The organism is Yersinia sp. Marseille-Q5920 (assembly GCF_946902935.1).
Taxonomy (GTDB): Bacteria; Pseudomonadota; Gammaproteobacteria; order Enterobacterales; family Enterobacteriaceae; genus Yersinia; species Yersinia rochesterensis.
On sequence record NZ_CAMPQA010000011.1, the window covers coordinates 79,185 to 98,676 of the forward strand.

A 19,492-nucleotide genomic window follows, 5' to 3' on the forward strand; every position below is an offset into this window, starting at 1 on the left:
AAAATCATTACAATACGGATAATAAACTGGGGAGCATGACACTCTCCCCAGTGGCTGTGAATTAGCGAACTTTTACCAAGGTTCTACCGGTAATTTCGTTCGCCAATAGGCGAGCGGCGATGGTCGGGGCATCGGCGAGTGTGATAGCTTGCGAAGCTTGTTGATAGAAGCTTTCAGGCAAAATTTCCTGTAAGCGTTGCCAAGCTTGTAGACGGCGCTGTTGCGGTGTCATCACTGAATCTATCCCTTGCAACCGCACATTGCGCAGAATAAAGGGCATCACGGTCGTCGGGAGCGAATAGCCGCCAGCTAAACCACAAGCGGCCACGGTGCCGTTGTAATTCATCTGAGCCAACACTTTAGCCAGTAATTTGTCGCCAACAGTATCAATGGCACCCGCCCATAACTGTTTTTCCAATGGGCGGGAAGCATCAAGATAATCGTTACGTGACAATACCCGATGAGCACCGAGGCCTTTTAGATAGTCACTGTTACTGTCACGGCCAGAAATGGCGGCGATTTTATAACCCAGTGCTGCAAGTAGGGCGATTGCTGTGCTACCGACGCCACCACTGGCCCCGGTGACCACCACTTCGCCACTTTCTGGTGTCACGCCACCTTCCTCCAACGCCATGACACACAGCATCGCGGTAAAACCAGCCGTACCGATAATCATGGCCTTACGCGGCTCTAACCCTTCAGGCATCGGCACTAGCCAGTCGCCGTTGACACGAGCTTGCTCTGCCAACCCACCCCAATGATTTTCCCCCACGCCCCATCCCGTCAGTAAAACTGACTGGCCGACATGAAAACGCGGATCTTCACTGCTGTGGACGGTGCCGGCAAAATCGATACCCGGCACCATGGGAAATTCACGGATAATCTTCCCTTTGCCCGTGATAGCCAGTGCATCCTTATAATTCAAGCTGGACCAATTAACATCAACGGTGACATTACCGGCTGGCAATTGTGACGGGGATATTTCGCGCACTTCTGCGGTAGTCCGGCCTTCAGTTTGCTCAAGTACAAGCGCTCGCATATAACACCTATAGATAGTATGAATGCAGAAAGGTATAGATTAAGAGTGAGTCAATATAGCGACAACATCAACCTTATAGCCTGATCAAGAACAAAAATGAGGCCGATGATTTCGTCCGTGACTATCCTTGAAAGAGGATTCACCAGAAGTTCTGTGAAAAAGGCTGAGTTATGGAGTTATGGTCGTATTATGAGGTAAAAAATCAGTATTATGGTGGCAATTTGTCATATAGTGTCTTCCTCAAAGGAACAGAGGCATTTTTTTCACTGAATTGCGCTTCGCAAGGTTAAAGGATGCGATTTACAACCAAACTTTCTGTGTTTATGACCTTGCTGGTCGTATTGGCTATGTGTTTAGTGTTACTGGGTAGCACGGCCAGTTTTTTTTATTTGTGTCAGAAAAAAATGGAGCATCGCCTCCAGAGCATCGTAACAGCTTATGATCAGTCATTGTTGCTACAACCTGCTGATAAAGAACGTGAATGGCTGCCTATAATGATGCGAACCCTGGGCGTGTTGGAAGTTAGCGTCCAGAATGAAAACAGCACGTTATACCAACTAAAACTCCCCGCCATTTATGCTCCCTGGAACAGTCAAAGCCGCTATCGTAGCCTGGTGGTACCGATGCTGCATCAACCAGGGACTTCAATGCATTTCAGCTATATTGACCCCTTGAGTAGCTATGCTCGCTCACTTTATGCTGTCGCGATTTTGTCATTGGTGGCCGTGATTGTCGCGATGACACTCCTGCTAAGCTTCCGTTGGCTGCGTGAGCAGACCGCAGGTCAGGAAAAACTTGAGTGGCGAGCCAAACGTATTCTGAATGGCGAACGTGAACACGCTATTCATAGCGAAGGTCATGAATGGCCACTTTGCGCCAGCCGCGCTATTGATCATCTATTGGCTGAGTTGATAGAAGTTCGGGAAGAGCGTAATCGCGTTGATACTTTGATTCGTACTTTTGCCGCGCAGGATGCCGAAACCGGCTTCAGTAATCGCCAATTTTTTGATAATCAGTTGACGACTCAAATGGAGGAATCCGGCGCTCATGGGGTGGTTATGATGGTGCAGTTGCCGGACTTTGATAGCCTAATTGAAACAGGTGATCACCAGCAGGTTCAAGAACTGATGCATTCGCTGATTAACCTGCTTTCTACCTTTGTTACTCGCCATCCCTCTGCGTTATTTGCGCGTTACCATCAGAGTGACATTGCGATTTTACTGCCCCATAAAACACTAAAAGATGCCGCTGTTATGGCCGCACAATTAGTCCATGCAGTCGGGTCGTTACCCGAGCCACATGTTATTGACCGTGAGTCATTGCTGCATATTGGTATTGTGGCGTATCGCAATGGCGATTCAGCCGAACAAGTAATGGATAATGCTGGACAAGCGACCAAAAATGCGGCGATGTATGGGGGGAATGGCTGGTATGTGTACGATACCAAAGTAGCAGAAAAAGGGCGTGGCAGTGTCAAATGGCGCACTTTGTTAGAACAAACACTGGCTAATGGTGGCCCACGGCTTTATCAGAAACCGGCTGTTACCGTTGATGGTAAAATTCACCATCGTGAAATAATGAGCCGCATATATGATGGTGAACAAGAATTACGGGCTGCTGAATTTACACCACTGGTACAATTATTCGGTCTGGGTGAGCGATATGACCGTCAAAAAATTGATCGGATAATTCCTTTATTAGCTTTATGGCCGGACGAAACTCTGGCATTTTCTATCAGCGTTGATTCATTATTGCAGCGTCCTTTCCAGCGCTGGCTGCGGGATACGCTGTTGCAATGCAGAAAATCTGATCGAGAGCGAATTATCTTTGAACTTGCAGAGGCAGATGTGTGTCAATATATCAGCCAAATCCGTCCGATGATGCGTTTGTTACTCGGTGTAGGCTGCAAGGTTATGGTGTCACAAGCCGGATTGACAGTTGTCAGTACGTCATACATTAAGTCTCTCCGGGTTGAAATGATTAAACTTCATCCAGGATTAGTCAGAAGCATTAATTTGCGTTATGAAAATCAGTTGTTTGTCGAAAGCCTGACCGGTGCCTGTGCGGGAACACATGTAAAAGTTTTTGCAGCAGAAGTTCTTACCCGTGAAGAATGGCAAACGCTGAAAGAAAAGGGTGTTTATGGTGGACAGGGCAATTTTTTTGCTCCGCCAACGCTTTTAAACCCCGGAAAGAAAAAATATTCGTATTAGGGACATGTTTAGCCTGATCGTTGAGCAAAAATTAACGTAGAATGTGTCAGTCATTTCCGTAAATCGTTGGTGGGCACTTACTTCCGACGAGAATCAGGTTAAATGTTAGATTTTATGTGCTGTGTTACGCCGGTCGTTGCGCAGAATCTGTGTTGTGTCGAGGGTTTATTCAACCTTTTCAAGCAACATGGGGGCTGAATGAAACGAGATGTCAATAACGCAGCTACTTTTTCACCGAATCAGGACGTTTTTGCGCCTTGTCGCTGCTTCGTGTGGTTGGTAAAGTAGGCGGATTTTATTTTCCGCCCCCAGCTTGCAGGATTATCCTTTCGTTATGTTTAAGAAATTTCGTGGCATGTTTTCCAACGACTTGTCCATCGACTTGGGTACCGCCAATACCCTTATATATGTAAAAGGACAAGGCATTGTACTGAATGAACCTTCAGTGGTTGCTATTCGTCAGGATCGTGCCGGTTCACCGAAGAGCGTTGCGGCTGTAGGCCATGATGCCAAACAGATGCTTGGGCGTACCCCCGGCAATATCGCAGCTATTCGCCCGATGAAAGACGGCGTTATTGCCGATTTCTTTGTCACTGAAAAAATGCTGCAACACTTTATTAAGCAAGTTCACAGCAACAGCTTTATGCGCCCGAGTCCGCGTGTATTGGTGTGCGTACCGGTCGGGGCAACTCAGGTTGAGCGCCGTGCGATCCGTGAATCAGCTCAGGGCGCAGGCGCCCGAGAAGTGTTTCTGATTGAAGAGCCTATGGCTGCGGCAATTGGCGCAGGTTTACCGGTTTCTGAAGCGACCGGTTCAATGGTTGTGGATATTGGTGGCGGTACCACAGAAGTGGCCGTTATCTCTCTGAACGGTGTGGTTTACTCTTCTTCCGTGCGTATCGGTGGTGACCGCTTTGATGAAGCCATCATTAATTATGTGCGCCGTAACTACGGTTCACTGATTGGTGAAGCGACAGCTGAACGTATCAAGCACAGCATCGGTTCTGCTTATCCGGGTGATGAAGTTCTGGAAATTGAAGTCCGTGGCCGTAACCTTGCAGAAGGTGTACCACGTGGCTTTACGCTAAATTCCAATGAGATCCTTGAAGCGCTGCAAGAGCCGCTGACCGGTATTGTTAGTGCAGTTATGGTGGCGCTGGAACAGTGTCCACCAGAATTGGCATCTGATATCTCTGAGCGCGGTATGGTGTTGACCGGTGGTGGCGCATTGCTGCGTAACCTGGATCGCCTACTGATGGAAGAGACCGGCATCCCAGTGGTGGTGGCAGAAGATCCATTGACCTGCGTCGCTCGAGGTGGTGGTAAAGCGTTGGAAATGATCGACATGCATGGCGGCGATTTGTTCAGCGAAGAATAGTTAGCCAAAGGGAGAAGGGCCGGTCGGATAAATCTATACCCAAGGTAAAGTCATTGGCGTTGCAGCCAGGCAAAGGAACGAATTCGGATGCGCTGACACAGGTCAGTTATTCGTGTGAGTGAAAGCCGTGCAGAGTGCTGTAACGTCAAGTACGAGAAGGGATGATTCAGATTTGGCGCTTCTTCTTTCATGCCGCCAAGGAATACGCATAATTTATGAAGCCGATTTTTAGCCGGGGTCCATCCCTGCAACTGCGGTTGTTTTTTGCCGTTCTTGCAGCCATTGTTTTGGTTATTGCGGATAGCCGATTGGGTACATTTGTTAAAATCCGTACCTACATGGACACCGCCGTTAGCCCTTTCTATTTTCTGGCCAATGGGCCACGTAAAGTTCTCGACAACGTTTCTGAAACTCTGGCTACCCATAAGCAGTTAGAGCTGGAAAACCGTGCGTTACGCCAAGAGCTATTGCTGAAAAATACTGACCTACAGTTGCTTGGACAGTTTAAGCAGGAAAACAACCGGTTACGTGAATTACTCGGTTCTCCGCTGCGTCAGGATGAACAAAAAATGGTGACTCAGGTGATGTCCAGCGGGACAGACCCTTATAGTGACCAAGTAGTTATCGATAAAGGCTCTAACAATGGCGTGTATGAAGGCCAGCCAGTTATCAGTGACCGGGGTGTCGTGGGCCAGGTTGTTGCGGTCAGTAAATTAACCAGCCGCGTCTTATTGATTTGTGATACCTCCCACGCGCTTCCTATCCAGGTCTTGCGAAATGATATTCGGGTGATTGCCGCCGGTAGCGGTTGCACCGATGACTTATTATTAGAGCACTTACCTAGCAATACAGATATTCGTGTTGGTGATGTATTAGTGACCTCCGGTTTGGGCGGGCGCTTCCCCGAGGGTTATCCGGTCGCCGTGGTTTCTTCGGTCAAAGTGGATAACCAACGCGCTTATACAGTGATTCAGGCGCGTCCGACCGCCGATTTGCAACGTTTACGTTATCTGCTGTTATTGTGGGGCGCCGATCGCAATGGCGATATTCCACTCCCCCCCGCTGAAGTTCGCCGGGTCGCAAATGAACGTTTGGCTCCCATGATGTCGCAAGTATTACCTGCCGCTGATGAGATGGGCCCTCCGGCACCATCCGCAAACACGGCACCAACAGCAGTGACTGCTCCGGGAGTATCACCATGAACCGCTACAGCAGCAATGGCCGTTGGGTTATCTGGTTATCTTTCCTGATTGCCATGGTGTTGCAAATTATGCCGTGGCCTGAACAAATTTATATGTTCCGGCCTTCGTGGCTAGCATTAGTCTTAATTTATTGGGTGATGGCCTTACCGCACCGGGTGAATGTGGGAACGGGTTTCATTCTCGGGCTGATTATGGACCTTATTATGGGGTCCACTCTCGGGGTGCGGGCGCTGGCGCTCAGTATTATTGCTTATTTGGTCGCGTTTAAGTTTCAGCTATTTCGCAATATGGCGCTGTGGCAACAGGCGCTCATTGTGATGTTGCTGTCACTGACAATGGATGTCGTGGTGTTTTGGTCTGAGTTTTTAGTCAGTAATGTCTCATTCCGCCCCGAAGTCTTCTGGAGTAGTGTGGTCAACGGTATTCTATGGCCGTGGCTATTTTTGTTAATGCGTAAAATTCGCCGTCGATTTACGGTGCAATAAGGATTTAAGACTCATGACCGCCCTGTATCTCGCTTCTGGTTCTCCACGCCGCCGTGAATTATTAACCCTGCTTGATGTCCCTTTTGAGGTGCTGAAAACAGAAGTTGAAGAGCTGCGGAGACCAGAGGAAAGTGCGCAAGAATATGTCCAGCGTTTGGCACAGGACAAAGCACGAGCAGGGGTGATGGTCGCTCCACAGGATCTGCCAGTACTTGGAGCCGATACCATTGTGGTGTTAAATGGGCAAGTATTAGAAAAACCACGGGATAAAGCCCATGCGCAGGAAATACTCAGTGCGCTGTCCGGGCAGCAACATCAAGTGATCACAGCGGTGTCACTGGCGGATAAACAAGAGGTGTTATCTACCATGGTGGTGACAGATGTGACATTCCGCGTGTTATCTCAGTTGGAAATCAGTGACTATATTGCTACCGGTGAACCCATGGACAAAGCGGGCGCTTACGGTATTCAGGGGAAAGGTGGTTGTTTCGTCAGAACCATTAGCGGCAGTTACCATGCTGTGGTGGGTCTGCCGTTAGTTGAAACCCATGAATTACTAAGTCATTTCATTGCGCTGCGTAATGTGAGAGGAAGTCATGACAGCTGAATTACTGGTCAATATCACACCGTCTGAAACGCGGGTTGCCTACATTGATGGTGGCATCCTGCAAGAAATTCACATTGAGCGCGAAGCGAAAAGAGGCATCGTCGGCAATATCTACAAAGGCCGTGTTAGCCGGGTGTTACCGGGCATGCAGGCGGCTTTTGTCGATATCGGGCTGGATAAAGCCGCTTTTCTTCATGCTTCCGATATCATGCCCCACACCGAATGCGTGGCTGGGGATGAGCAGAAAAATTTCAATGTGCGCGATATCGCTGAACTGGTTCGTCAGGGGCAGGATTTAATGGTGCAGGTGGTGAAAGACCCGCTGGGCACCAAAGGCGCACGTTTGACCACCGATATCACTCTACCTTCCCGCTATCTGGTCTTAATGCCAGGGGCTGCTCATGTCGGTGTTTCCCAGCGTATTGAAAGTGAAGCTGAACGCGAACGCCTGAAAAAAACCGTGGCAGAGTATTGTGATGAGCAAGGCGGTTTTATTATCCGTACCGCCGCGGAGGGGATTGGTGAAGAAGAGCTGGCCGCTGATGCCGCCTTCCTTAAGCGCTTATGGACGAAAGTTCAGGAACGTAAAAAACGCAATATCACCAAATATAAGCTATATGGTGAAATGGCACTGGCGCAGCGGGTGCTCCGTGACTTTGCCGGGGCTGCGTTGGATAAAATCCGTGTCGACTCCAAATTAACTTATGATTTGCTGGTGGAGTTTACCAGTGAATATATTCCAGAAATGACTGAGAAACTGGAGCTGTATGCGGGTAAACAACCCATTTTTGATCTCTTTGATGTCGAAAATGAAATACAGCGCTCTTTAGAACGCAAAGTTGAATTAAAATCAGGCGGTTACCTGATTATTGACCAGACAGAAGCCATGACCACCGTGGATATCAACACCGGTGCATTTGTCGGCCATCGTAATCTTGACGAAACTATCTTCAATACCAATATTGAGGCCACTCAAGCTATCGCCCGCCAGTTGCGGATGCGAAATCTGGGCGGGATTATCATTATTGATTTCATTGACATGAGTAATGAAGAACACCGTCGGCGCGTTTTGCATTCACTGGAACAAGCGCTGAGTAAAGATCGGGTAAAAACCAGTATTAACGGTTTCTCTCAGCTAGGCTTAGTAGAAATGACCCGCAAGCGCACGCGGGAGAGCATCGAGCATGTGCTGTGCAATGAGTGCCCGACCTGCCGTGGCCGTGGCACGGTCAAATCAGTGGAAACCGTGTGCTATGAAATCTTGCGCGAGATTGTCCGTGTTCACCATGCTTATGATTCTGACCGCTTCCTGGTTTATGCTTCTCCGGCAGTGGGCGAAGCGCTGAAAGGCGAAGAGTCTCATGCGCTGGCTGAAGTGGAAATCTTCGTCGGTAAGCAAGTGAAAGTCCAGATTGAGCCACTGTATAATCAAGAACAATTTGATGTGGTGATGATGTAAGCACCTCCCGGCCTTTGTATATATAGGTTCTATCGGGAGCCGCTGCACACATGCAGCGGATGGCAAGGAGAGAAGTGTGAGGCGACTGCCCCGGATAATGTTTGTGACAGGCGCCACAATAATTGTGGTGGTGGCGCTGTTGGTCAGTGGGCTACGCATGATGCTGCCTCTTATCAACGACTATCGCGCGCAAATCGTGACCAAGGTTCAGTCTATTAGCGGAATTCCACTGGAGGTGGGGTTCATGCAAGGGACGTGGGAAACTTTTGGCCCGACATTGGAATTGCGTAATATTCGCGCTCAATTACCGCAAGCCAATTGGCAGGTGCAGCGGGTGACCCTGGCGCTTGATGTATGGCAATCATTGCTGCATTGGCGCTGGCAATTCCGCGATATGACTTTCTATCAGTTGCAGTTGGATCTCAACACCACGTTGGATCGGCAACAAAACAATGGCAGCAGCTTTGAAGCCAGCACCCTCACTGATATCTTCTTACGCCAGCTAGATCATTTTGATCTGCGCAACAGCCGTATTTCATTCCTAACCCCATCAGGCCCCCGCGCCGAATTAGAAATCCCACAACTGACTTGGCTTAACTCTCCAAGCCGGCATCGCGCTGAGGGGCAAATTAGTCTGTCGACTATCAATGGTCAGCACGGTGTGCTGATGGTGCGGATGGATCTGCATGATAATCAGGGGATTTTGAGCAACGGCACTGTTTATATGCAGGCCGATAATATTGATTTGAAACCTTGGATTAGCCGTTGGCTGCATAATAATACGGGGTTAGACAGTGCCGAGTTCAGTCTGGCGGCCTGGTTGAGTATCAAAAGTGGCGAAATCTACAGTGGCAATGTGCTGCTCAATCAGGGGCAGGCCAATTGGACAGTGGGGGGCGAATCCCATCAACTCGCGGTGGATAATTTTGTGCTGGAAGGCCGCCGCCATGGTAATGGCTGGCAAATTGATGCGCCGGAATTGAGCCTCAAAACTGACGGCCAACCTTGGCCAAAAGGGCACCTATCTGCGCTGTGGTTGCCGGAAAATACTCAGTTTATTGGGCCAGACCAATCTCAAGAGTTACGAATTCGTGCCACTAATATTCAGCTAGAGCGAGTGGGGCCGATATTGCCCACTTTGTCACTTTTTACTCCTGAGTTAATGAATCATTTAGCAGATTTACAGCCCCAAGGGATCGTCGATGTGCTGGCATTGGATATTCCCATCAACCAACTGCCAAAGACCCGTTTTCAGGCCAAGTGGCACGATATCAGTTGGCAGCATTGGGATCTGTTGCCGGGGGTGAATAATTTTGCCGGTGCGCTCAGTGGCTCTGCCGAGCAAGGGCGGCTGGATATCAACTTAAAAAACAGCCTATTACCTTATGGTAATATGTTCCGCGCCCCACTGGAGGTGAGTCAAGCTAGCGGTGCAGTGAACTGGCAAGTTGATGATAAAGGCTGGGAATTGTGGAGTGATAAGCTGGATGTCCGGGCTAAATCACTGTGGGGCAATGGCAGTTTCCACTATATGCAGCCAAATACTGGCCAGCCGTGGCTCAAGATTCTGAGTGGTATCCGCCTGTATGATGCTACTGATGCTTGGCGCTACTTCCCGGTGACGTTAATGGGCGAGAAACTGGCCGATTATCTGACTGAGGCGTTACAGGGTGGGCAAGTGGATAATGCCACACTGATTTATAACGGTAATCCTCATGATTTCCCTTATAAACATAAAGAAGGCCAGTTCCAGGTTTATGTCCCGCTGCGTAACGCCACTTTCCAGTTCCAACCCGATTGGCCGGCGTTAGACAATTTGGCTATTGACCTCAATTTCCTCAATGAAGGTCTGTGGATGAACGCGCCTCACGCCATGCTGGGCAAGGTTACCGGCAGTAATATCAGCGCAATAATTCCAGATTATCTGAAAGAAAAACTGTATGTCGATGCTGAAGTTGCAGGTGCTGGGCACGCCGTCCATGACTACTTTATTGATACGCCCTTGAAGGATTCAGTGGCGGAAACACTGCAAGAATTGCAGGTGGGGGGCAATGTAAGTGGGCGCTTACATCTCGATATCCCCTTGGAAGAAAACCGAATTACACATGCTAGCGGTGAAGTGACACTGAAAAATAACAGCCTGTTGGTGAAGCCGCTGCAAAGCCAATTGGAGAATATCAGCGGTAAATTCCGCTTCAATGATGGCAATCTTGAGAGTGATATTTTATCAGCCAACTGGTTTGGGCAACCACTAACTGTTGATTTTACTACCAAAGAGCAGCCTAAAAACTTTTTGGTCAATGTTGGGCTACACGGCGATTGGTTACCGGCTAAATTACCAGGTATACCCGCCGATGTAGCGAAATTGCTGAGTGGCAGCGCCAACTGGCAAGGTAAAGTTGCGGTGCAATTACCCAAACAGGGTAAACCAGATTATAAGATTGATGTCACCGCTGACCTCAAGAAAGTGAGCAGTCACTTACCGTCACCGCTAGATAAATCAAGTGGTCAATCTTTGCCACTACAAATACAGGCGGTTGGTGGGCTGGAGAGTTTTACCTTGTCTGGCAGTGCGGGCGGTAATAATGTTTTTAATAGCCAATGGCTGATAGAAAAGCAGCAGGTAGAGCTAGCTCGCGCAATCTGGCAGACCGCCGCTATTTTGAAAACAGATAGCAAAAAAATACCGCCATTGCCGGAGGATAAAGGTTTAGTGCTCAAGTTACCTGGCCTTGATGGTGAGGGCTGGCTGGCCTTGCTCGGGTCTGAATTTGCGGCAGTCAGTGCGCCTTTTGCTTCATCTGCTCAACCGACCCTAAAAGGCGGTGAATCCAATATCATTCTCCCTAAGCGGCTGATATTACAGACCCCGCAGCTGTTGATCGGTGGGCAAGCTTGGCATGATTTGGCCTTAATGGTCGAGCCGCTGCCCGCGGGAACCAAAGTCACGGCGAAAGGTCAGGAAGTGGATGGAAGTTTGCTGATGGCTGAGTTTGGGCCATGGAATGCCAACTTTGATTATCTTTATTACAACCCGCAATGGGCGGCCAGTGCAGACAAATCCCCACTGGCGCAAGCGGCATTGCAGGAGCCACAAGGCCCCAGTAAAATTTCGTTCCATGGCTGGCCAGCCCTACAATTGCGTTGTAAATCCTGTTGGGTCCTGGGGCAGAATATTGGGCGGGTTAATGCGGATTTGACCCCAAAAGGCAATATTCTGGCGCTGACCAATGGCCTTATTGAGGCGGGTAATGGGCGGGCGAAAATTACCGGGCAATGGCAACAAGAGGGTGACAGTGATAAAACCGAGCTCAATGTGGCACTGACCGGGCCAAAAATCGATGAAACCATCTCATTCTTTGGCCTGACGACACCCATGAAAGATGCTTCGTTTGATATCAATGCTGATGTCAATTGGCATGGTGTTCCGTGGCAACCACAGATAAATACCCTCAATGGTACATTAAGGGGTAAATTGGGTAGAGGGTTACTGACTGATCTCGGTGGCGGGCGGGCGGGCCAACTATTGCGGCTGGTCAGTTTTGACGCACTATTGCGTAAGCTCCAGCTCGATTTTAGTGATACGTTTAGTCGTGACTTCGCGTTTGATTCTATTCGCGCCACCGCCAATATCAAAAATGGCGTGATGCATACCAATGATTTAGTCGTTGATGGGCTAGCGGCTGATATTGCCATGAGCGGTAATGTCGATTTGGCGAAACGCCAGATAGCCATGGAAGCGGTTATTACGCCAGAGATTTCTGCCACTGTCGGTGTTGCAACTGCTTTTGCAATTAACCCAGTGGTCGGGGCAGCAGTATTTGCGGCCTCGAAGATTTTAGGGCCTTTATGGAGCAAGGTTTCGCTGATTCGCTACCAGATTACTGGCAGTTTGGATCAACCGACCATCCATGAAGTATTACGCCAACTAAAGGAGAGTAAGGCGCCATGAAAAATGCCAATGTTGCATTATTACAGCTATGCAGCGGTGAAAATACCCGTGACAATCTGGCTCAAATTGAGCAGCAGATCAAACAGTTAAACTCAGGCATTCAACTGGTTATGACGCCAGAAAATGCATTGCTATTTGCCAATGCAGCTTCCTATCGTCACCACGCCGAACAACATAATGACGGGCCATTACAGCAAGAAGTACGCGAGATGGCCCGCAAATATGGTGTCTGGATCCAAGTGGGATCCATGCCGATGATAAGCCGCGAGTCACCGGATCTTATCACCACCAGCAGCTTGCTGTTTGACGACCAAGGCGAGCTGAAAGCGCGCTATGACAAAATACATATGTTTGATGTGGATATAAAAGATATTCATGGCCGTTATCGTGAGTCAGATACCTATCAACCGGGCCAACAACTGACGGTGGTGGATACGCCGGTGGGCCGCTTGGGTATGACGGTTTGCTATGATTTGCGTTTCCCCGGCTTGTTCCAAGCTTTACGGGCACAGGGCGCTGAGATTATTTCAGTCCCGGCGGCCTTTACCAAAGTTACCGGTGAAGCGCATTGGGAAATTTTATTGCGCGCACGGGCGATTGAAAACCAGTGTGTAATACTGGCCGCAGCACAGGTAGGGCGTCATGGCGCGACCCGCCGTACCTGGGGCCACACCATGGCGGTCGATGCTTGGGGTAAAATCATTGGGCAGAATCCAGATGCGGTTGCTGCTTTAAAAGTCAAAATCGACACCACAGGTTTGAAAACTATTCGTAATCAGATGCCGGTATTGCAGCACAATCGCTTTGTGTCGTCGCTGGTGCCGCCATTATCTGATTCAAAACAATCATCTAAATAAAGAGTGAAAACTATGAGCCTCTCGTTTGTCAGTGAGCAGTTACTCGCTGCTAACAAGCTGAACCATCAGGACTTGTTCTCAGTATTGGGGCAGTTGGCTGAACGCCGCCTCGATTATGCTGACCTGTATTTCCAGTCCAGCTACCACGAGGCCTGGGTGTTGGAAGACAGCATCATCAAAGATGGCTCTTACAATATTGATCAGGGTGTCGGCGTGCGAGCGGTCAGCGGTGAAAAAACCGGTTTTGCCTATGCCGATCAAATCACCCTGAATGCTTTACAGCAAAGTGCCCATGCGGCGCGCAGTATCGTGCGCGATACCGGCAACGGCAAAGTGCATACCTTAGGCGAGATTCGCCATCAAGCACTTTATCCGCTGCTCGACCCGCTACAAAGCTTGTCACGGGAAGACAAAATCGCCTTGCTACATCGCGTCGATAAAGTGGCGCGTGCTGCAGATAAACGCGTGCAAGAAGTGAGCGCCAGTCTGACCGGTGTGTATGAACAAATTCTGGTGGCTGCCACCGACGGCACATTAGCGGCGGATGTGCGCCCACTGGTGCGGCTGTCGGTCAGTGTATTGGTGGAAGATAATGGCAAACGCGAACGCGGTGCCAGCGGTGGCGGTGGCCGTTTCGGCTATGACTACTTCCTGGAAACCGTCGATGGCGAAGTGCGGGCTGATAATTTTGCTAATGAAGCGGTCAGAATGGCATTGGTTAATTTGTCCGCCGTTGCCGCTCCGGCCGGTGCTATGCCGGTAGTATTAGGCGCAGGCTGGCCGGGCGTGCTGCTGCATGAGGCGGTTGGTCACGGGTTGGAAGGCGATTTTAACCGCCGTGGCAGCTCCGTATTCAGCGGCCAAATGGGTAAATTGGTGGCTTCAGAACTCTGTACCGTGGTGGACGATGGCACGATGCAAGGTCGCCGTGGCTCACTGGCCATCGACGATGAAGGGGTGCCGGGCCAGTACAACGTACTGATTGAAAACGGTATTCTGAAAGGTTACATGCAGGATAAACTGAATGCCCGTCTGATGGGCGTTGCGCCGACCGGTAATGGCCGCCGTGAATCCTATGCCCATTTGCCGATGCCGCGCATGACCAATACTTATATGCTGGCGGGCAAATCGACACCGGAAGAGATCATCTCCAGTGTGGAATATGGCCTGTATGCGCCTAACTTTGGTGGTGGTCAGGTGGATATCACCTCCGGCAAGTTTGTGTTCTCAACTTCCGAAGCTTACTTAATTGAGAAAGGCAAAATCACCCACGCGGTGAAAGGTGCAACCTTGATTGGCTCCGGCATTGAAGCTATGCAGCAGATTTCCATGGTCGGTAACGATCTGGCGCTGGATAAAGGCGTCGGAGTGTGTGGCAAAGAGGGGCAAAGCCTACCAGTGGGGGTCGGTCAACCGACTCTGAAACTGGATAATTTAACCGTGGGTGGCACGGCGTAGAGTTTTTATTTATCACTAATACTTTCCCATATTGTTGGGGAAAGTATTAGTGGCTGACATATTATGACCGCCGGAGCGATCGTTTTAATATAGTGCTCGTGATGTCGTATGTAAAATAGACATTTATTGATTTAAACTTCTTTTATCCATTGATTTTATTCCCCAGTCACTCGGGTAAATAGTTTTAAATGTGCTATGTATACAACGCTATATAGAGTTTTTAGTCTATATTCAGATATTGGAAGCGCTTGGGCGAACTCAGTCAACTTGAGTAGATCGGATTATTCTCAATTAAATTGAGAGTTTCCTCGCTAAATCGCGTTATTTATAGATATATACCAGCTAATTATCTAGCGATAACTGTGATATATCTCAGCGACACGCTTAAAATACTCGGTTAAATAATCAATGCAGACTTGAACTTTGAGGGGCATTTTATCTTTCTCGGTATATAACGCATATACCGGCCGGGGATCTGAATGGTATTTTTTAAACAGAACTTCAACTTCACCACGCTTGATTTCTTCTATTACCCACATGAGGGGTGCATAGGCGATTCCGGCACCCGCCTTTAACCAGCGAATCATGGTCTGTGAGTCATTGGTGACAAAGCGCCCCTGTGGCGATATTTGCGTGGTAATACCTTCTGGTGCAATCAATTCAAAATTACTGTCTGGCCGCACACTGTATTCCAGCCAAGAGAAGTTGGTCATGTCACTGGGTTTTTCAGGGGTGCCATGCTGCAACAAATAGCTTTTGGCGGCACATACGACCATCGGCATCGAACCGAGGCGGCGGGAAAATAGCCCAGAATCCTGTAAGGCACCCACGCGGATCACTACATCCAAACCATCGGCAATCAAGTCCGGAGCCGGAATACCGGTGACCAGATTAACTGACAGGCCGGGGTACTCTTTCAGCATCTCAGCTGTCATGGTTGCCAGCACATTTTGTGCCATTGTTGATGAACAACCGATGCGCAGTGTGCCGGTCGGCGTGTTGTTAAAAGCATACAGTTGCTCATGAACTTCTTGTACTTCCTGCAACATGCGTCGGCAGCCCTGATAATAAATCCGCCCTGCTTCTGTCAGGCCAATACGACGGGTGCTGCGGTTAAGCAGCTTAACATTTAGCTCTGTTTCCAGTTTTGATACGGTCTGGCTGATTGAAGAAACACTCATTTCCAACTGCCGTGCAGCACCGGTAAAAGATCCGCACTCAACCACTTTGGCAAATACTGACATCCGTTTTAATCTTTCCATAGTCCCTCCAGATAGATTTTTTCACAGTGATTGTTAACTCTGGCTTAAAAGTGATTTAGATCACACATTGTAGATAAGCTGATAATAAGCAGGCTAATATACTGCTGTCGGGAGAACCGCCTCAAGGTTGAAAACCACGTAGCCCGAGTCTTATTCAAACAACAGTTATACTCGTTATTTAAGTTTAATTCATAGAATGGGTTTATGGTTCTTGCTTTTAGCTGTGGTTGTAATGATTGGATGAGTTTCGTTACCGGCCTGATTATTCACTCAGGTGGAGGCACCGGTACCCAATAACAAAAAGGATTTAAAGAATGAGTTTGCTTCCGGTGATGGTGATTTTCGGTCTGTCTTTCCCGCCGATATTTCTTGAACTGCTTCTTTCCCTGGCACTTTTTTTTGTGGTGCGCAGATTACTACAACCCACTGGTATTTATGAGTTTGTCTGGCATCCGGCACTGTTTAATACCGCGTTGTATTGCTGCCTTTTTTACTTAATTTCTCATCTTTCTTCCTGAGGTCGCCGTGAGTACTTTTGCATTAAAAATAATCCGCATCGGCATCACCTTATTGGTGGTTTTACTGGCTGTTATCGCTGTTTTTAAGGTATGGGCTTTTTATACCGAATCGCCGTGGACTCGTGATGCAAAATTTACCGCAGATGTGGTCGCGATTGCGCCAGATGTCAGTGGCTTAATTACTGATGTGCCGGTAAAAGACAACCAATTGGTGCAGAAAGGCCAAATCCTGTTTGTCATTGATCAGCCGCGCTATCAGCAAGCGCTGGCTGAAGCCGAGGCCGATGTTGCTTATTACCAAACACTGGCTGCTGAGAAACAACGGGAATCCGGCAGACGCCAACGTTTAGGGGTTCAGGCGCTGTCACAAGAAGAAATTGATCAATCCAGCAATGTGCTACAAACCGTCCGTCATCAATTGGCGAAAGCTATTGCGGTGCGTGATTTAGCGCAGCTTGATCTGGAGCGAACTACAGTGCGTGCGCCCGCTGAAGGCTGGGTAACCAACCTGAATGTCCATGCCGGAGAATTTATTAATCGCGGAGCCACCGCCGTTGCATTAGTGAAGAAAGACACTTTCTATATCTTGGCTTATTTGGAAGAGACCAAATTGGAAGGGGTTAAACCGGGGTATCGGGCAGAAATCACGCCGCTCGGCAGCAACCGCATTCTGCACGGCACCGTCGACAGTATCTCTGCGGGGGTGACCAACAGTAGCAGCAGTGCGGATAGCAAAGGGCTGGCGACCATTGATAATAATCTCGAATGGGTACGGCTGGCGCAGCGCGTGCCAGTGAAGATCCGCCTGGATAGTGACGTTCAGCAGCATCCTTACCCGGCGGGGACCACCGCGACTGTGGTCATCACGGGAACGAATGATCGCGACCCTAATCAATCATCGCCGATAGTGAAATTGATGCATCGCCTGCGCGAGTTTGGCTAAGATGAGCAGCCCGGCTTTTATCCGCCTACGCTTTGCTTTCAAGCTCAGTTTTGCCATTTTGGCGGCGCTGTTCCTCGGTTTTCATCTGCAATTGGAAACACCGCGCTGGTCAGTATTGACTGCGGCGATTGTCGCCGCTGGCCCAGCTTTTGCGGCCGGTGGCGAACCTTTTTCCGGTGCAATTCGCCATCGTGGCTGGCTGCGTATTATCGGGACATTCATTGGCTGTATTGGTGGCTTGATTATTATTGTTCTGACCATCAGAGCGCCAGTATTGACTTTAATGCTTTGCTGTCTGTGGGCTGGGGTATGCACCTGGATTTCATCATTGGTTCGCGTTGAAAACTCCTATGCCTTTGGTTTAGCAGGTTATACCGCGCTTATCATCATTGTGACGACCGGCGAGAGTCCTTTATTAACACCGCAATTTGCGGTTGAACGCTGTAGCGAGATTGTGTTGGGGATCGTCTGCGCCGTGATGGCGGATCTACTGTTTTCCCCGCGATCAATTAAGCAAGATATTGATCGGCTGGTCGATAAAGTTTTAGTCGATCAATATCGGCTGTTGCAACTGTGTATTCGCCCGGCAGAAAAAACGGATATCGACCGCGCCTGGAGTGATTTAGTCAAAAATACTACGGCACTCAATGGGATGCGCAGCTATCTGATGATGGAATCTTCCCGTTGGCAGCGCTGTGATTGCCGTTTACAGGTATTGCATACTGAATCATTAACGTTAATCACTCAGGCGTGTGAAACCTATCTAGTGCTCGCCAATCACCCCGATATCTTGACCGCTGAACTGAAAACTATGTTAAGCGAACCGGCGCAAACGTCGGCTGAAATTCATCAAAAAATGAAAAAACTGCGCCAATTTATGGGTGCCAGCCACAGTGACGCAATCCCACATACCATTAGCAGTTGGGTCGGTGCGGCAACCCGCTATTTATTATTGTCAAAAGGGATTCATACCAACAGCAGCATTAGCCGGGTAGAGGAGGATATTTTGGCCGGTGTTGTGCCGGTGAAACATGTCTCCGCCGAGGGGCACCATGCAATGATTAACGGTTTGCGTACCGGTGTCGCGACGGCGATTGGTGGGTTATTCTGGCTATGGACGGGCTGGACATCGGGGGCGGGCTGTATGGTGATGATTGCAGTGGTCACTTCGCTGGCGATGCGAACTCCTAATCCGCGCATGGTGGCGCTCGATTTTCTGCTGGGGGTGATTATGGCGCTGCCCATCGGGGCGCTTTACTTTATGTTTATCATTCCCGCGACTCAGCAAAGTATGTTGCTGTTATGCATCAGCCTAGGGCTGCTGGCATTTATTATTGGGATCGAAGTGCAAAAGCGGCGCTTGGGTTCATTGGGGACGCTAGCCAGCACCATCAACATTATCGTGCTGAGTAATCCGATGCAATTTAATGTCAGTTTGTTTCTCGACAGCGCATTAGGCCAAATTGTCGGCTGTTTCGTTTCCCTGATTGTGTTGTTGCTGATCCGCGATAATGCCAAGGACAGAACCGGCAGAACCTTATTAAACCGCTTTGTTTACAGCGCAGTATCTGCCCTGACCACCAATAAAGCGCGCCGCAATGAAAACCATTTACCGGCGCTATATCAGCAATTGAATCAGCTTTTGATGATGTTCCCCGGTGATCTCGACAAATATCGGCTGGCTTTGACTCTGATAATTGCTCATCAGCGGCTCAATAAAACGGAAGTCCCGGTTAATGCCGAATTGAGTGCTTTTCATAAGCAAATCCGCTATACCGCGGATCGCGTTATTAATGCCAAAAATTCGCAAAAACGGCGCTATTATTTTGCTCGGTTATTACAAGAATTAGACCAATATCAGCAGAAATTAGTGGATTATCAATCGCCTGATTCTGTTACCCGCCCAGTAAAACGGCTGGCTGATATGCTGCACAAGTATCAGAGTGCACTTATCTAACCATACCCTTCGTCCTTGAAACCACCGGGTTGTTAGCGGCGTTCACTTACCCGAATCACTGACATGGGTCAGCTCATCGGGGTGCGCTCGCTGGCTGCCTACCGGTAATTCCAATGACTTTGGGTATATACTTAATGGAACCATCCTTCCTCGCCCTCCACT

At 49.1% G+C, this 19,492-nt stretch carries 14 protein-coding genes; 12 read left to right on the top strand and 2 right to left on the bottom strand.

Features of this window, described 5'->3' with window-relative positions; translation table 11 throughout:
* Positions 1 to 61 precede the first annotated feature (61 nt).
* Positions 62 to 1,039 carry an MDR family oxidoreductase gene (locus OVO64_RS15595; RefSeq protein WP_038638625.1) on the bottom strand — a complete coding sequence of 326 codons (978 nt, stop codon included), beginning with the start codon at positions 1,037 to 1,039 and terminating at the stop codon, positions 62 to 64.
* Between the two features lie 293 nt (positions 1,040 to 1,332).
* Between OVO64_RS15595 and csrD the strand changes: the two genes are divergently transcribed.
* From csrD to tldD, 9 genes are all read left to right on the top strand, one after another.
* Complete coding sequence (csrD, locus tag OVO64_RS15600) at positions 1,333 to 3,252, top strand: RNase E specificity factor CsrD (RefSeq protein ID WP_038638629.1); 1,920 nt, start codon at positions 1,333 to 1,335, stop codon at positions 3,250 to 3,252.
* Positions 3,253 to 3,586: 334 nt separating this feature from the next.
* Complete coding sequence (mreB, locus tag OVO64_RS15605; RefSeq protein WP_002228205.1) at positions 3,587 to 4,630, top strand: rod shape-determining protein MreB; 1,044 nt, start codon at positions 3,587 to 3,589, stop codon at positions 4,628 to 4,630.
* Between the two features lie 215 nt (positions 4,631 to 4,845).
* Positions 4,846 to 5,832: a rod shape-determining protein MreC gene (mreC, locus tag OVO64_RS15610; protein WP_038638634.1), complete on the top strand. Its 987-nt coding sequence runs from the start codon at positions 4,846 to 4,848 to the stop codon at positions 5,830 to 5,832.
* Entirely contained in the window at positions 5,829 to 6,317 is a 489-nt protein-coding gene (mreD, locus tag OVO64_RS15615; RefSeq protein ID WP_038638637.1) for a rod shape-determining protein MreD, read from the top strand. The genes mreC and mreD overlap by 4 nt, the downstream gene beginning before the upstream one ends.
* A gap of 13 nt (positions 6,318 to 6,330) precedes the next feature.
* Positions 6,331 to 6,924, top strand: a complete 594-nt coding sequence (locus OVO64_RS15620; RefSeq protein ID WP_038638639.1) for a Maf family protein — start codon at positions 6,331 to 6,333, stop codon at positions 6,922 to 6,924.
* Positions 6,914 to 8,383, top strand: a complete 1,470-nt coding sequence (gene rng / locus OVO64_RS15625; protein ID WP_038638642.1) for a ribonuclease G — start codon at positions 6,914 to 6,916, stop codon at positions 8,381 to 8,383. The genes OVO64_RS15620 and rng overlap by 11 nt, the downstream gene beginning before the upstream one ends.
* A gap of 76 nt (positions 8,384 to 8,459) precedes the next feature.
* Positions 8,460 to 12,335, top strand: a complete 3,876-nt coding sequence (gene yhdP, locus OVO64_RS15630) for an AsmA2 domain-containing protein YhdP (RefSeq protein WP_267248884.1) — start codon at positions 8,460 to 8,462, stop codon at positions 12,333 to 12,335.
* On the top strand, positions 12,332 to 13,192 hold the full coding sequence (gene nit1, locus OVO64_RS15635) for a deaminated glutathione amidase (protein WP_032820765.1): 861 nt from the start codon (positions 12,332 to 12,334) through the stop codon (positions 13,190 to 13,192). Before yhdP ends, nit1 begins: the two co-directional genes overlap by 4 nt.
* Before the next feature lie 12 nt (positions 13,193 to 13,204).
* Entirely contained in the window at positions 13,205 to 14,650 is a 1,446-nt protein-coding gene (gene tldD, locus OVO64_RS15640) for a metalloprotease TldD (RefSeq protein ID WP_038638650.1), read from the top strand.
* A 350-nt stretch (positions 14,651 to 15,000) separates the two neighbouring features.
* Here tldD and aaeR read toward each other — a convergent pair whose 3' ends face one another.
* Positions 15,001 to 15,912: an HTH-type transcriptional activator AaeR gene (gene aaeR, locus OVO64_RS15645; RefSeq protein ID WP_038638653.1), complete on the bottom strand. Its 912-nt coding sequence runs from the start codon at positions 15,910 to 15,912 to the stop codon at positions 15,001 to 15,003.
* 314 nt (positions 15,913 to 16,226) lie between these two features.
* Between aaeR and aaeX the strand changes: the two genes are divergently transcribed.
* Genes aaeX through aaeB form a run of 3 tightly spaced genes read left to right on the top strand, consistent with a single transcriptional unit; the run spans position 16,227 to position 19,330 of the window.
* Positions 16,227 to 16,430 carry a p-hydroxybenzoic acid efflux pump operon protein AaeX gene (gene aaeX, locus OVO64_RS15650; RefSeq protein ID WP_038638656.1) on the top strand — a complete coding sequence of 68 codons (204 nt, stop codon included), beginning with the start codon at positions 16,227 to 16,229 and terminating at the stop codon, positions 16,428 to 16,430.
* Positions 16,431 to 16,437: 7 nt separating this feature from the next.
* Positions 16,438 to 17,373: a p-hydroxybenzoic acid efflux pump subunit AaeA gene (gene aaeA / locus OVO64_RS15655; RefSeq protein ID WP_038638659.1), complete on the top strand. Its 936-nt coding sequence runs from the start codon at positions 16,438 to 16,440 to the stop codon at positions 17,371 to 17,373.
* A 1-nt stretch (position 17,374) separates the two neighbouring features.
* Positions 17,375 to 19,330, top strand: coding sequence for a p-hydroxybenzoic acid efflux pump subunit AaeB (gene aaeB, locus OVO64_RS15660; RefSeq protein WP_267248885.1), 1,956 nt, complete (start codon positions 17,375 to 17,377; stop codon positions 19,328 to 19,330).
* Positions 19,331 to 19,492 lie beyond the last annotated feature (162 nt).

Excerpts from the sequence above, each read along its gene's own strand:
- OVO64_RS15595 (WP_038638625.1), bottom strand. The coding sequence starts at position 1,039 with ATGCGAGCGCTTGTACTTGAGCAAACTGAAGGCCGGACTACCGCAGAA.
- csrD (WP_038638629.1), top strand. The coding sequence starts at position 1,333 with ATGCGATTTACAACCAAACTTTCTGTGTTTATGACCTTGCTGGTCGTA.
- mreB (WP_002228205.1), top strand. The coding sequence starts at position 3,587 with ATGTTTAAGAAATTTCGTGGCATGTTTTCCAACGACTTGTCCATCGAC.
- mreC (WP_038638634.1), top strand. The coding sequence starts at position 4,846 with ATGAAGCCGATTTTTAGCCGGGGTCCATCCCTGCAACTGCGGTTGTTT.
- mreD (WP_038638637.1), top strand. The coding sequence starts at position 5,829 with ATGAACCGCTACAGCAGCAATGGCCGTTGGGTTATCTGGTTATCTTTC.
- OVO64_RS15620 (WP_038638639.1), top strand. The coding sequence starts at position 6,331 with ATGACCGCCCTGTATCTCGCTTCTGGTTCTCCACGCCGCCGTGAATTA.
- rng (WP_038638642.1), top strand. The coding sequence starts at position 6,914 with ATGACAGCTGAATTACTGGTCAATATCACACCGTCTGAAACGCGGGTT.
- nit1 (WP_032820765.1), top strand. The coding sequence starts at position 12,332 with ATGAAAAATGCCAATGTTGCATTATTACAGCTATGCAGCGGTGAAAAT.
- tldD (WP_038638650.1), top strand. The coding sequence starts at position 13,205 with ATGAGCCTCTCGTTTGTCAGTGAGCAGTTACTCGCTGCTAACAAGCTG.
- aaeR (WP_038638653.1), bottom strand. The coding sequence starts at position 15,912 with ATGGAAAGATTAAAACGGATGTCAGTATTTGCCAAAGTGGTTGAGTGC.
- aaeX (WP_038638656.1), top strand. The coding sequence starts at position 16,227 with ATGAGTTTGCTTCCGGTGATGGTGATTTTCGGTCTGTCTTTCCCGCCG.
- aaeB (WP_267248885.1), top strand. The coding sequence starts at position 17,375 with ATGAGCAGCCCGGCTTTTATCCGCCTACGCTTTGCTTTCAAGCTCAGT.